A 13172-nucleotide genomic window follows, 5' to 3' on the forward strand; every position below is an offset into this window, starting at 1 on the left:
GTCAGCGGGGAGGTGCGGTGGGTGGCGGTTCCGGCGGCAGGCTGGGCGCCATCCGCCGCAGGGACGTGAACGTGGGCACGAGCGCGTCGTACAACTCGGAGAAGAGCGGGAGCAGTGCGGCGTACGTGGCGGCGGAGGCCGGTTCCGGGTGGACCGTCTCCTCGATCCGGACCAGATCGGCGGCGACCTCGATCGAGGAGATCAGCCCGAGGGCCTGCATGCCCAGCAGCGCGGCCCCGAAGCCGGAACCCTCGTGCCCGGCGGGGAACCGTACCGGCATGCCGAGCGCGTCGGCGAGGATCTGCCGCCACAGTGGACTTCGGGCGAAGCCGCCGCTGGCGCGGATCTCGCGTACCTCGTTGCCGGCCGCCCGCACCGAGGCGAGGACCAGGGCGAGCTGCTGGCAGACGCCTTCCAGCGCGGCCCGGACCAGGTGCGGCCGGCCGTGGCCGTGGGTCAGCCCGACGTACGCGCCGCGGGGCAGCGCGTTCCAGTGCGGCGCCCGCTCGCTCAGCAGGTACGGCAGCATGATCAGCCCGCCGGAGCCGACCGGCGCCTGGGCGGCCAGGTCGAGCAGTTCCTCCTCCGCGTGCTCACCCAGTTCCGGGGCGAGCGCGTCGTTCGCCCACTGGAGGACGATCCCGCCGTTGTTTATGGCGCCGCCGACCACCCAGCGGTCCTCGGTGAGCGCGTAGCAGAACACACCGCCGAGCGGGTCCACGCTCGGGCGTTCCACCATCACCCGCATCGCGCCGCTGGTGCCGATCGAGCAGGCCACCACGCCGGGCCGTACCGCGCCGAGCCCGAGGTTCGCCAGCGGCCCGTCTCCGGCGCCCACCACCAGCGGGGTGTGCGCGGGCAGCCCGGTGGCCCGCGCCGCCTCCGGGGTGAGCCCGGGCAGCACGTGCGTGGTGGGTACGAGCCGGGGGAGCCGCTCCTCGGTGATGCCGGCGAGGCGTAGCGCCTCGGCGTCCCAGGCCAGCCGGTGGATGTCCATCAGCCCGGTGGCCGAGGCGACCGAGTGGTCGGTGACGAGCGCGCCGGTGAGCCGCCGCAGCACGAGATCCTTGATGCCGACCCAGTGCGCGACCCGCTCGTGCAGCTTCGGGTCCTGCTCGGCGAACCAGACCAGCTTGGGCAGCGGCGCCATCGGATGCACCGGGGTGCCGGTACGCCGGTGCAGGGCGAGCCCGGACGGCGCGGCGCGCAGCCGCTCGGCCTGCGCGCTGGCCCGGGAGTCGGCCCAGGTGATCGACGGGGTGAGCGGGTTGCCGGCGGCGTCCAGCCCGATCAGGCTGTGCATGGCGGTGCTGAACGACAGCCCGGCCACCGGGACGGCCAGTTCGTCGACGACCGCGCGGATCACGCCCAGCACGGCCTGGTGGATGAGTTCCGGGTCCTGTTCGGCCCAGCCGGGGTTCGGCTCCTCCAGCGGGTAGCCGATCGAGTGGCTGGCCAGTTGCCGGCCGGAGGCGTCGAACGCGACCGCCTTGGAGCTGGTGGTGCCGATGTCCACGCCCACCACGACGGCCGGGTCGCCCACCGGTGCACCTCCTCACCGCCCGGGGCCGCGCGTTCTGCCCCGTTGTCGCGGCTGATGTTCCCCGTTGTCGCGGCTGATGTTACGGACGCGTCCACGCCCCCGCATGTCGGAACGGGAGCGCTGGGAGGCGGCGGCACGGAACGTGAGAAGACGTGGGAGATTCCGCCGATTGTGGAGGTCAATCAGCCGATCGGTCTAATTAGCGACTTTCGCGTGTCTTCGTACCCCTGCCGAATCGTTGACATGAATGACACCCCGGTTGGTGGGCTCGCGCGGCGGAGGAGTCGGCGTGGCGAAGACTGATTCGACGGGTTCCACATGGCGGTACCGGTGGGCGCACCGGCAGAACGAGCGGCGGCAGCGGGCCTTCCGCGCGGCCGACGAGGCGTGGCGACGCCGCGACGACGAGCTGCGCCGCCTGCGTACGCTCGCGGTGTCCTTCCACGGCTCGGCCCAGGCGGGCGTCGGCCTGCCGATGGAGCTGGCCCCCGGCGAGGTGGTCTTCTGGACACTGCCGGCCGCGCAACTGGTCGAGGTACGGCACACCGCCGTGCTGCCCGCCCCCGAACTGACAGTCGACCCCGACCCGCCGGTGCTCCGCCCGCGCCGCCCCGAGGGCGTCAAGGTGGTCGACGCCGGGCTCGCCGTGCTCACCAACCGGCGGCTGGTGCTGCTCGGCGGACGCGGCCGGCGGGACTGGGCGTACGGCCGGATGACCGGCCTGTCCCACGACCCCGGCGCACCGGTCACCCTGATCCAGGTGCTGGACCGGCGGCGTACCTCCGGGTTGCTGCTGCCCACCGGCGCGGTGGCCGACTTCCGGTTCACGCTCACGCTGGCGTTCGCCGACGCGATCGAGCAGCGCGGCGCCGTCGTGGCCGAGCTGGACGAGCTGATCGCGGAGCACACCGCGGCGCGGCCCGAACGTCCCGGCGTGCTCACTCCCGCCCAGGCCCGGATCACCGCGCTGGTGCCCGGGGGCCGGCGCACGGTGGCGGTCGGCGCGGCGCTCGCGCTGATCGTGCCGGCGATGCTCGTCGAGTCCAACCCGCCGACCCGGGCCGGCTCCGAGCGGGCCGTCGCCGCGACCCCGGCGGCCACCGGCACGACACCGCCGCCCCACGTCGCGCCCGCCGTCCAGGTCCGCCCCACGCCCAGCCCTGAGCCGTCGCGCGCCCGTCCCGCGCCGCCGCGCGGCACGCCGCAGCCGCCGGTCGAGCGCCGCTGCGGCGCCCCGGCGAACCCCTTCGGGTACGACTTCTGCGGCGGCCAGCGGATCCGCCGGCCGGCGGCCGGGGTGTGCGACTGGTTCGAGTGCGTGCCCGGGTTCTGGTCGGATCGTGGCTGGCTGGTGCAGTGCCGCGACGGCTCGATCAGCCGCACCGGTGGCCAGCGCGACGTGTGCGCCGGCCACCAGGGTTTCCGCCGTACCGTCCGGCGGTGACCGGGGTCAGGCCACCGGGCGGGGTGTGACGCGCAGCGGCAGCACCCCGGCCAGCACCAGCGCGGCGCCCACAGGCAGCAGGTTCAGGTTCACCGCGATCGCCAGGAACCCGGCCAGCACCAGCACCGGCGCCCACACCGGCAGCAGCCGGGCCGCCGCCGCCCGGTACAGCAGCACCAGCAGGCCCACCTCGAACAGCAGCGGCCCGCCGAACAACACCAGGCCGGGGGTGCGTACCGCGTCGGCGAAGCTCGGGAACAGGTCGCCGAGGATCACCCAGACGAAGGCGGCGGCGCCGACCAGGCCGGCCGGCGCGGCCACGTCGTCGAGCGTCCGCAACCGCGACGAGCGGGTACGCAGCAGGCCGCGCAGCCCGACGATCAGCGCGGCGAGACCGAGCACGCCGAGCAGGAACAGGGTGTGCCCGGTGTTCCAGGCCCAAGCGCCCTTGTCGCTGTGTCCGTCCAGCCGGTCGAGCAGGCGCAGCAGACCGTAGCCGAGCAGCAGCACCGCCGACGCCACGGCGACCGGGCGTAACCACTGGTACGGACGGGTGCGGGAATCGAGAAGGCTCATCGACTCAGCGTTCCGGGCGTCCGTGCGCGGGACATCGGGGAGTCGTCCCGCACCCCGCCCGGATCAATCCGCTCGCCTCCCGTAGGGGTGCCCGGATACCGTCCGGCCGTGTCCCGCACCGTCACGCTGGTCCTGCTCGACACCGCCGGCCGCCCGCTCGGCGCGCTGCCGCCGTTCGGCGTACCGGAGCCGTGGTGGCAGGAGGTCGACTCGATCGTCGCCGCCGTTCGGCAGCGCCACGGTCTGGAGGTCGCGGTGCTGCGGCTGCTCGACTCCGACCGCGCTGCGCCGCCGGGCGGCCACGTCCGCTACCTGGCGCAGACCGCCGATGCGCCCGTCGTACCCCTGGAACCGGTGGCAGTGGACCTCGCGCCGCATCCGCTGCGTCAGCAGTGGGCGGAGGCCGGCGGACCGGCCCACAGCGTCGCGTGGGCGACCGGCGAGCTGAGCCGGCTCGACCGCCGGGTGACGGCGGTGGCGCAGCAGCGCACCTGGAACCTCTCCGCCATCTGGCGCCTGGACACCCCCCAGGGCCCTGCGTGGCTGAAGCAGCTCCCTCCTTTCGCCCGCCACGAGCCCACGGTCCTGGCCTTCCCCGGTGATCAAGGAGTTGGTGCCGGCGCCGATTTCCCTGGTGACCCGAACTCCTTGATCAACGGGCCGACGGTGCTCGCCGCCGACGGGGAGGGGCGGATGCTGCTGGCGGACGTGCCGGGGGAGGACCGGTACGGGGCCGGGGAGGGGGAGCGGGCAGCCATCGCGGACGGGCATCACCTGGTGCAACTGCGGGCGTGCGGGGTCGTCGGCGAGTTGGTCGCGGCAGGTGTGCCCGACCTGCGCGGGACGCGGTTGGCGGGCTGGATCCGGGAACGGCTCGCCGGGCACGACGTGTCGGCCGCACGCGGCCTGCTCGACGGGCTCGACCGGCGGTTGCGGCGGGTAGGCGACTGCGGCCTGCCGGACACGCTCGTGCACGGCGACCTGCACCCCGGCAACGTGCGCGGCGACGGTCAGCGTCGGGTGGTGATCGACTGGGCGGACTCGTTCGTCGGCCACCCCGCCTTCGACATCCTGCGCCTCACCGAGGACGTCGACGCGGACGCCGCCGCCCGGCTGATCGACGCGTGGGCGCGGCGGTGGCGGACCGACGTGCCCGGCAGCGACCCGCACCGGGCCGTCGACCTGCTGCGGCCGGTCGCGCCGCTGCGACTGGCCGCCGTGTACGCGATGTTCCTCGCCGCCATCGAGCCGAGCGAGTACCCGTACCACGTACACGACGTGCCGGCCGCGCTGGCGCGAGTGGCGGCGGGATCCTAGACGCGGCGGACCGGAATCCACAGCTCCGCGTCGGCGGTACCGCCGTCCTCGGCGACCCGCACCCGCGAGATCTCCGGACCCGGACGGACCTCGTACGGGTTGGCCGGGAACCAAGACGTGAACACGGCCCGCCACAGATGCTGCACCGCCACCGGGAACGCCCCGGAACTGGAGAACACGGCCCAGTCACCGGCCTCGACCGGCAGGCTGCGCAGGTCGTCCGGCACGTCCGCGCCGGTGACCGCCGCGTACCAGTAGTCCAACTCGGCGCCCTCGTCTCGGGCACCGGTCAGCTCGGTGCTGACGTTGACGATTCCGCGCGGCTCCTGGTCGGACAGCGCCTCGATGCGGCGGACGGTGGCCGGGTCGATGCCCCTGACGAACGCCACGATGTGCGGGTTCATCCCCTCGTGCACGAGCGGCACCCGCGCCGTCAATCCGGCGAGCCGGAAGGCGTCCTTGGTCACGATCCGGTAGTCCATGCTGGTGTTCCCTTCGACGACGAGCCGGAAGGACAGCCGGGGCTGGGACCGTAGCACCGCCCCGGCCTGCCGGGCCTGCGTCGGCCCGACGCCGTGCACGGCCCGGAACGCGCGGGCGAACGCCTCGTTCGAGCCGTACCCCCAGCGGACCGCCACGTCGAGCAGCGACTCCCGGCCGGCGAGCACGTCCGCGCCCGCAAGGGTCAACCGGCGACGGCGCACGTACTCCGACAGCGGCAACCCGGCCAGTGCCGAGAACAGCCGGCCGAAGTGGTGCTCCGACACGCCCGCGATCCGGGCCAGCGCGGCCACGTCGAGCGGCTGGTCGAGCCGCTGTTCGAGGTGTTCCAGCGCGGCGTTGAGCCGATCCAGCACCCGTTCTTCCCTCCTGGTGACGCCGTCGACGCTAGGTTCCCGGCCGCCCGCCGACCCGATCAGACCGGACCCGGTCCGGTCGCCTCATCGACACTGGCGAGGGTGTCGCATCATGACGTGGTGATCTTCCGGAGGCGACACCACAAGAAGAAGAACCGCGGCTGTGACTGCGACGCGTTCGACTGTGAAGCGCTGACCTGCTGCGACCTGGGCATCTTCTCGACCCTGCTCACCCTCGGCTCGGTGACGGCGGGCGTCGTCCGGCGGCCCGCCGTGGACCGGGCCGGCCGGGCCGCCATCCTCGGTTACCGGCGCTGGCTGTCGCACCGCTGGCCGGGAACCTGTCGCTACACGCCCACGTGCAGCGCGTACGGGCTCGCCGCCGTGGAGCGGTACGGGCTGGCGGTGGGCGGTCAGATGGCCGCCGACCGGGTCCGCCGGTGCCGCCACGACGTACCGCACGGCACCCACGATCCGGTGCGCTGACGCCGCCCGTCCTCGCCGGTCCGCCTCGCGCGCCGGCCGGTCAGCCGGCCGAGGTGGGGCCGCCGAAGACGACCGGGACGCCGGGGGAGTAGAGCACGCTCATCGGCGGCCCGTCCGGCGCGGGCAGGCCGGCGGCGGTGATCAGTTCGTCGTCCAGGTGCAGCAGCTCGGCGCGGTGCAGCGGCCACTGCGGGTGCCAGTTCGGCACGTGGCGGGTGCGGCCGTACGCGCGGGTGTGCAGACCCCAGCGGGCGGTGAGGAAGTGCTCCAGCGGCGTCGGTTCGGGGATCGGCGCACCAACGCGTACCGCCATCCGGCTGGTCGCGCCCGCCGGGCCGGGCCAGCGGCGACGGCAACGGTAGGTGAGCGTGTCACCGGAGCGGTCCAGCCGCATCGCCGACCACTTGTACGGCAGGCGCAGGCTCAACTGGGCCACCAGCACCGGCACCAGCCGGGACGCGTCGAGCGAGCGGAACACGACAGCCCGCCGCCCCGAGCCGTCGACCGAGTAGAGCCGCACGTTCGTCTCCCAGAACGTGCCGAAGTAGGGCACACCCGGGCCGCGGCCGAGACCCACCCCGACCATCTGGAACCCGATCAGCCCGACGTAGGTGAGCCCGTCGAACGTGTCGGGCCGGGTGCCGGCGGGCAGCAGCGGCGCCACCCGTTCCGGCGGGACCGCCCAGTGCAGGAAGGTGAGGTCGTGCCAGCGCTGGGCCAACCAGGCCCGGCGGATGGCGCGTACCGGAGCGTGTTCGACCGGTTCGATCTCCACCGGCTCATCCTGCCTCCCGGACGCAAGCGACTCACTCCGGGCGGTGGCAAACCGCCTCGACGTTGTTGCCGTCCGGGTCGCGGACGAACGCGCCGTAGTAGGTGGCGTGGTATTCCGGCCACTCCTTCGGCGCGTGCAGCACCTCCGCGCCGGCCGCGACAGCCGCGTCGTGGAACGCCCGCACGGTGGCACGGTCGGCGGCGGTGAACGCGATGTGCACAGGCACCGGCATGGCACCTGACGGCGCGGGCTCGACCCAGAAGTCGGGCGCGTCGACACCGTAGCCGATCGGGCCGGGCTCCATGAGCCGCCGCGCACCCAGCGGGGCGAGCACGGCGTCGTAGAAGGCGCCGCTGGCCGCCAGGTCGCGTACCGCTATGGACAGGTGATCGAGCACGTCGCCTCCCGGGGTCGTCGATGACCGCGCCAGGCTACGAGCCGTCTACGACACTTCCGCCGCCCGGTCCGCGTTCGCGCCCGCCGCCGCCGCCGCCGCCGCCGGGCAGCCGTCGGTGACGCCAGCCGTCGTCGAGCGCCCCGGGCTCGTGGTCCAGCCTCGTTGAGGACGCATGCCGTCGAGAGCGATGCCTCAGAGTCATAATCATGACTCCGAGGCATATCGTTCTGCCTCTATGTATTTCCGGCGTCGTAAGGACCGCCGTGCGGGACGCGCGTCGTCGCCGGGCGGTGTCCGCGACGATCAGCAGGCCCGGCAACGCGCCGAGCAGCCAGATCACGCCCACCGGCCAGTGGATCAACTCGCCCACCGCGCCCCGGATCTCCGGCACGTCACCCACCACGTAGGACGCGTCCGGGTCGCTCGTGCGGCAGTCGAGCGTCCACGATCCCGGCGTCGGCACCCGCACGGTGGCCACCCAGGCAAAGCTGGCGGCGTCGCCGCCGTAGTCGCCCGGCGGGACGGAGACCGGCTCGGCCGCCCGGACCTCCGAGCCGCCACCGGTGAGGCGGCAGTCCGGATCCGCCGGGGCGAAACCCACTGCGTAGATCGCGTACGCCCCGGCGGCCGGTGCCGTGAACCGTCCCGTCGGCGTCGCGTAGGAACCGACTCCGCCGTACTCCCGAGAGAGTTCTTGGATCGTGCTGTCCTCGGCGCCGAGCCGTACCGCGGACTGCGCCAGCAGCGCGCCGAACACCATGGTGAGCCCGCCGATCAGATAGCCGCGACGCGACGCCGGGCGGGCCCGGCGGGGCAGGCGCCCGCCCACGGCGTCCACTCGTAGACGACCAGCGGCGCCGGCACTGTCGCGGCCAGCCAGGCGGTGAGGACTCCGGGACCGGGCAGCCGCAGGCTCATCAGCCGATCCTCGACCATCCGGATCATCGGCGGAAGTCCGCGAGCCGTCCGAAAAGGATTGGTCACGCAGCGTAGGATCGCGTGCGACACAGTCGAACACACGGGGGAAACGATGTTCGAGCGCCTGGGCAGATTCGTCGTGGGCAAGGCCTGGTGGGTGATCGGCGGCTGGGTCGTCGCCGCGATCGCGATCATCGCCGCCAGTCCTTCGCTGAGCGACATCACCTCCGCGGACCAGGAGAGCTTCCTACCGCGCTCCTACGAGTCGGTGCAGGCCACCGAGCTGGCCGCGAAGTCGTTCCCGCAGGCGGCCACCGCAACCGCCACGGTCGTGGTCAAGCGCAGCGACGGCAAGCCGCTGACCCCGGCAGACGAGGCGCGCGTGGGGCAGCTCGCCGCCGCGCTCAAGGCCCGGGACATCCCGCAGACCTCCGGCTACCTCACCGGCCCGCAGGCCGTCGCGCCGGACAAGTCGGTGCAGGTGGTCACCGTCGGTCTCGACGCCGACAGCCCCGACGACCCGGGCCTGCTCGACGCCGTACGCGATCTGCGCGCCGCTCTCGGGCCGGACCTGGCCGGCAGCGGCCTGACCGCGGGGGTGGCAGGCGACGTGGCGAGCTTCGTCGACAACGAGGACACGTTCAACGACGCGTTCGCGGTCGTCGGTGTCGCCACCATCGTCCTCATCATCGGGCTGATCCTGATCATCTTCCGCAGCCCGATCGCCGCGCTGCTACCCGTGGTGGTCATCAGCGTCGTCATGACCGTCACTACCGGGCTGGTCGCCGCCGCCGGCAAGGCGTTCGACCTCAACGTCAGCCAGGACCTGCAGACCATCCTGCTGATCGTGCTGTTCGGCATCGGCACCGACTACATCCTGTTCCTGCTGTTCCGCTACCGGGAGCGGCTACGCGCCGGTGACGACAAGCGCACCGCGATGGTCGTCACGGTGCAGCGGGTCGGCGAGGTCATCACGTCCGCCGCCGGTGCGGTGATCGTGGCGTTCCTGGTGCTGCTGCTCGCCTCGCTCGGCTTCTTCGGCTCGCTCGGCCCGGCGCTCGCCATCGCCGTCGGCGTCATGCTCATCACCTCGCTGACGCTGATCCCGGCGCTCGTGTCGCTGCTCGGCCGGTGGGTGTTCTGGCCGTCGAAGGCGTGGCAGCGCCCGCCCAAGGCGACGCTGTCCCGGCGGCTCGGCGCCGTCGTCGGCCGCCGCCCGGCCGTGGTGGCCGCGGCTTCGGGCGCGCTGCTCGTGGCGCTCGCCGCCGGGGTGCTCGGCTACAAGGCCGACTACGACTTCAGCGCCGGCTTCCCGCAGGACACCGAGTCGGCGCGGGCCGCCCAGGACCTCCAGCGCGGGTTCGCCGCCGGTGCGCTCGCGCCCACCGAGGTCTACCTGACCACCGGCAACGGCACCCCGCTCAGCGAGCAGCAGGTGGACGACTTCGCCGCCGCGGCGGCACGCGCGCCCGGCGTGGGGCAGGCGCAGCCGCCGGAGCGCAGCGCCACCGACCCCAGCGTCGTCCGGATCAACCTGCTGCTGGACGAGAACCCGATGTCCAACGAGGCGATCACGCTCGTGCGCGACGACCTGCGGGACGCGGTGCACGAGGCGGCTCCGCCGGGCACCAGGGCGCTGGTCGGCGGCGCCACGGCGATCTTCGCGGACATCAACTCGGCGAACAACAGGGACCTGTCGGTGATCCTCCCGGTCGCCGCCCTCCTGATCGCGATCATCTTGGCGCTGCTGCTGCGCAGCCTCGTCGCGCCGGTCTACCTGGTGATTGCGGTGCTGCTCAACTTCGCCGCCACGCTCGGCGCGACCGTCTACGTGTTCCAGGGGCTCCAGGGCAACCCCGGTGTGACGTTCCAGTTGCCGATCATCCTCTACCTGTTCGTGGTGGCGATCGGCACCGACTACAACATCCTGATGATCGCCCGACTACGCGAGGAGGCGCGCGAGGGCCACGAACCGCACCGGGCCGCCGCGATCGGGGTGGAGCACGCCGGCCCGACAGTCGCCGCGGCCGGGCTGATCCTGGCCGGCACGTTCGGCGTGCTGATGCTCGCGCCGATCTCGTTCCTCCAGCAGATGGGCTTCGCGGTGGCGATCGGGATCGTGCTCGCCGCGTTCGTCATGTCGATGTTCTTCGTACCGGCGCTGACCGGGCTGATCGGTCACAAGGCGTGGTGGCCGGGGCACGGCGACGAGCGGCGCAACGGCGGCGGCCGGCACGCGGCACCCGAGCCGGCGGACGCCGCCCCGGTCTGACCGGCACGTCCGCCCCGGCGCGGCTCAGCCCTCGCCGGGGCGGACCAGCCCGCTCTCGAACGCGATCACGACGAGCTGGGCCCGGTCACGGGCGTGCAGTTTCTGGAGCAGCCGGCTCACATAGGTGCGGGCGGTGTCCGGGCTCAGGAACAGCGCCTGCCCGATCTCCGCGTTCGACCGTCCGGTGCCCACCTGCGCGAGCACGTCCCGTTCCCGCGCGGTCAGTCCGGCCAGCCGCGCCGGGTCGGCCACCGGTGCGCGGGCCGCCGCGGCGAGCACCCGCCGGGTGACGGCGGGGGACAGCAGCGCGTCGCCACCGGCGACGGTCCGGACCGCGTCCCGCAGCGCGTCGGGCGGGGTGTCCTTGAGCAGGAAACCGGCCGCCCCGGCGCGGATCGCCTCGAACAGGTACTCGTCGTCGTCGAACGTGGTCAGCATGACCACCTGCACGCCGTCCAACGTCGGGTCGGTCAGGATGCGGCGGGTCGCCGCCAGCCCGTCCCCGCCGGGCATCCGCACGTCCATCAGCACGATGTCGGGCCGCTGCTGCCGTACCACAGCGAGGCCGCTGCCGCCGTCGCCGGCCTCGCCCACCACCTCGATGTCCGGCGCGCGGTCGAGCAGCGCGCGCAGGCCGGTACGGACCAGGTGCTGGTCGTCGACGAGGACGACGCGGATCGCGCTCACGCGGCCACCCCGGCGAGGGGCAGATGGACCCACACCCGAAAGCCGCCGCTGCCGTTCATGCCGGTCTCGACCGTCCCGCCCAGCAACGCGACCCGCTCGGCCATGCCGCGCAGGCCCTGACCCGTCCCGTCCCCCGGTGGGCGGCCCCGGCCGTCGTCCACCACCTCCACGCTGAGCCGCCCGGCCGTGGCGCGGACCGCCACGACGACCCGGGTGGCCTCGGCGTGGCGCAGGACGTTCGTCAACGCCTCCTGCACGACCCGGTAGACGGTGCTGCCCACCACCGCCGGCAGCGCGCCCACCAGACCCTCGATCCGCAGATCGACGACCAGGCCACCCCGGCGCACCCCGTCCACGAGCGCCGGGAGCCGGTCGAAGCCGGGGACCGGTTCCCGTGGCCCGGGCTCGCGGCGCAGCGTGCCGAGCGTCGCCCGCAACTCCGCCATCGCGCTGCCGCTCACCGACCGGATCGCGGCCAGCGCGCCCTCCGCCTGCGCCGGATCGCTGTCGGCGAGCGCCTCCCGGGCGACTGCCGACTGCAGCGTGATCACCGACATGGTGTGCCCGAGCGTGTCGTGCACCTCCCGGGCGATGCGCAGCCGTTCCGCCTCGACCTGACGGGCTGCCTCCCGGTGCCGCTCCTCGTCGGCCGCGACCGCCTGCCGGACCAACGCCGCCCGCAGCGACCTGCGGTTGCGTACCGCGTCGCCGAGGGCGATGACGGCGAGCAGCAACGCCGCCTCGGAGCCGAGTTCCGTACCGACGACCACCGCGACGTCGTCTCCCTCGGCCAGCCGGGCGGCCACCGACACGGCCAGCAGGCTCCCGGCGACCACGGCGGCCGGGACGAGCCGGCCGCGCTCGGACACCCGGTAGAGGACGGCGGCGGCCGGGGCGGCAACCCCGACCGGCGGCAGGTCCAGCGCGTAGTACCCGAGAATGGCGACCGCCGTGGCCAGCAGCGCCGGCAGCGGCCACCGCCTGGCGCACAGCACCAGCCCGCCGAGCGCCACCCCGAACCCGACCGCGAGCGCCGCGCCGCCGGGCGCCGGCCGGTCGGCGGCCACGGCCACCGCGACCAGGCCGAGCGTGGCCGCCGCGAGCACCACGTCGGCACGGGTGGGCGAGGTGTCGGGCACGCCTTCGAGCGTAGGCCCGCGCGGACCCGCACCGCTGTCGTCAGCAGGCGTCAGGGGCACCCCCTAGGCGTACGCCGAGAAGCGACAACCGCTCGCGCGGCTGCGCGGACGACGGCCGCCGGCTGCCGACCTAGCGTCGATGGCGTCCCCCATTCGTGAGGAGAACCCTCGTGGTACGCACAAGACTGACCTGGATCGCCCTGATTGCCATGGTCTGGGCGGCGATGATGTCGTTCGGCGGGGTCGCCGCCGAGACGGTCATGCTCTACCCGAACGTCTTCAACGACGCGCCCGCCTCCCTCGACCGGGCACGCGAGTTCCTCGTCCACGGCGGCCCGCACGACTACTTCCCGCCGCTGGGCGCGTCGGTGATCCTGAGCAGCGTCGCGGCGACGCTGCTCACCTGGCGCGACCGGCGGCTGCGCTGGTGGGTCGCCGGCGCCACAGCCGTCTTCGTCGTCTGCGAGTTCCTGTTCTCGGCTGTCTTCTTCTGGCCGCGCAACGAGATCATGTTCGTGGACCCGCCCGGTACGCACTCCGCCGAGTACCTGCGTCAGGTCGCCGCCGAGTTCGTCGCCGGTCACTGGGTGCGCTTCGCCGGAGGCGCGGTGACGGCCGTACTGGCGTTCGTCGCGCTGCTGAGGTTCGTGCGCTCGACCGCGCCGGCCTCGGCATCGGCTTCCGCACCGGCCGCGGAGGCCCTCCACGATGGCCGGCCTGAGCGACCGATCTCCGTTCACCTTGAGTAGTGCTTTCCCGCG

Annotated in this window: 14 protein-coding genes; 5 read left to right on the forward strand and 9 right to left on the reverse strand. The window is 73.6% G+C overall.

Translation table 11 applies throughout. The features are described 5' to 3' along the window. Position 1: 1 nt before the first annotated feature. A complete protein-coding gene (locus ACFYON_RS03105; protein WP_354865216.1) occupies positions 2-1543 on the reverse strand; it encodes a gluconokinase in 1542 nt (513 codons plus the stop codon). Positions 1544-1832: 289 nt separating this feature from the next. Here ACFYON_RS03105 and ACFYON_RS03110 point away from each other — a divergent pair, with 289 nt between their 5' ends. Continuing rightward, positions 1833-2987 carry a hypothetical protein gene (locus tag ACFYON_RS03110; RefSeq protein WP_354865218.1) on the forward strand — a complete coding sequence of 385 codons (1155 nt, stop codon included), beginning with the start codon at positions 1833-1835 and terminating at the stop codon, positions 2985-2987. A gap of 6 nt (positions 2988-2993) precedes the next feature. Here ACFYON_RS03110 and ACFYON_RS03115 read toward each other — a convergent pair whose 3' ends face one another. Beyond that, a complete protein-coding gene (locus tag ACFYON_RS03115; RefSeq protein WP_354865220.1) occupies positions 2994-3563 on the reverse strand; it encodes a hypothetical protein in 570 nt (189 codons plus the stop codon). Positions 3564-3671: 108 nt separating this feature from the next. Here ACFYON_RS03115 and ACFYON_RS03120 point away from each other — a divergent pair, with 108 nt between their 5' ends. Beyond that, complete coding sequence (locus ACFYON_RS03120; protein ID WP_354865222.1) at positions 3672-4880, forward strand: aminoglycoside phosphotransferase family protein; 1209 nt, start codon at positions 3672-3674, stop codon at positions 4878-4880. On the opposite strand, the gene ACFYON_RS03125 is transcribed toward ACFYON_RS03120, so the two are convergent. Beyond that, complete coding sequence (locus ACFYON_RS03125) at positions 4877-5737, reverse strand: AraC family transcriptional regulator (protein ID WP_354865224.1); 861 nt, start codon at positions 5735-5737, stop codon at positions 4877-4879. The two genes, ACFYON_RS03120 and ACFYON_RS03125, sit on opposite strands and share 4 nt — an antisense overlap. Before the next feature lie 102 nt (positions 5738-5839). Here ACFYON_RS03125 and yidD point away from each other — a divergent pair, with 102 nt between their 5' ends. Next, positions 5840-6223 (forward strand): membrane protein insertion efficiency factor YidD, encoded by a 384-nt coding sequence (gene yidD / locus ACFYON_RS03130; RefSeq protein ID WP_354865226.1) that lies wholly within the window; start codon positions 5840-5842, stop codon positions 6221-6223. A gap of 40 nt (positions 6224-6263) precedes the next feature. On the opposite strand, the gene ACFYON_RS03135 is transcribed toward yidD, so the two are convergent. Genes ACFYON_RS03135 through ACFYON_RS03150 form a run of 4 tightly spaced genes read right to left on the reverse strand, consistent with a single transcriptional unit; the run spans position 6264 to position 8379 of the window. Then, on the reverse strand, positions 6264-6998 hold the full coding sequence (locus tag ACFYON_RS03135) for a DUF2071 domain-containing protein (protein ID WP_354865228.1): 735 nt from the start codon (positions 6996-6998) through the stop codon (positions 6264-6266). A 31-nt stretch (positions 6999-7029) separates the two neighbouring features. After that, complete coding sequence (locus tag ACFYON_RS03140; RefSeq protein ID WP_354865230.1) at positions 7030-7395, reverse strand: VOC family protein; 366 nt, start codon at positions 7393-7395, stop codon at positions 7030-7032. A 34-nt stretch (positions 7396-7429) separates the two neighbouring features. Further along, positions 7430-8224 carry a hypothetical protein gene (locus ACFYON_RS03145; RefSeq protein WP_387320518.1) on the reverse strand — a complete coding sequence of 265 codons (795 nt, stop codon included), beginning with the start codon at positions 8222-8224 and terminating at the stop codon, positions 7430-7432. Next, complete coding sequence (locus tag ACFYON_RS03150) at positions 8170-8379, reverse strand: hypothetical protein (RefSeq protein WP_355047146.1); 210 nt, start codon at positions 8377-8379, stop codon at positions 8170-8172. The genes ACFYON_RS03145 and ACFYON_RS03150 overlap by 55 nt, the downstream gene beginning before the upstream one ends. Positions 8380-8425: 46 nt before the next feature. On the opposite strand from ACFYON_RS03150, the gene ACFYON_RS03155 reads away from it, so the two are divergent. Continuing rightward, positions 8426-10585 (forward strand): MMPL family transporter, encoded by a 2160-nt coding sequence (locus ACFYON_RS03155; protein WP_354865236.1) that lies wholly within the window; start codon positions 8426-8428, stop codon positions 10583-10585. A 24-nt stretch (positions 10586-10609) separates the two neighbouring features. Here ACFYON_RS03155 and ACFYON_RS03160 read toward each other — a convergent pair whose 3' ends face one another. Both ACFYON_RS03160 and ACFYON_RS03165 read right to left on the reverse strand, forming a co-directional pair. Continuing rightward, entirely contained in the window at positions 10610-11272 is a 663-nt protein-coding gene (locus tag ACFYON_RS03160) for a response regulator transcription factor (protein WP_354865238.1), read from the reverse strand. After that, entirely contained in the window at positions 11269-12411 is a 1143-nt protein-coding gene (locus ACFYON_RS03165) for a sensor histidine kinase (RefSeq protein WP_354865240.1), read from the reverse strand. Before ACFYON_RS03165 ends, ACFYON_RS03160 begins: the two co-directional genes overlap by 4 nt. Before the next feature lie 170 nt (positions 12412-12581). Here ACFYON_RS03165 and ACFYON_RS03170 point away from each other — a divergent pair, with 170 nt between their 5' ends. Beyond that, positions 12582-13160 carry a DUF1772 domain-containing protein gene (locus ACFYON_RS03170; protein WP_354865242.1) on the forward strand — a complete coding sequence of 193 codons (579 nt, stop codon included), beginning with the start codon at positions 12582-12584 and terminating at the stop codon, positions 13158-13160. Positions 13161-13172: the final 12 nt, after the last annotated feature.

This window comes from Micromonospora sp. NPDC005686 (assembly GCF_042871665.1).
GTDB lineage: Bacteria > Actinomycetota > Actinomycetes > Mycobacteriales > Micromonosporaceae > Micromonospora.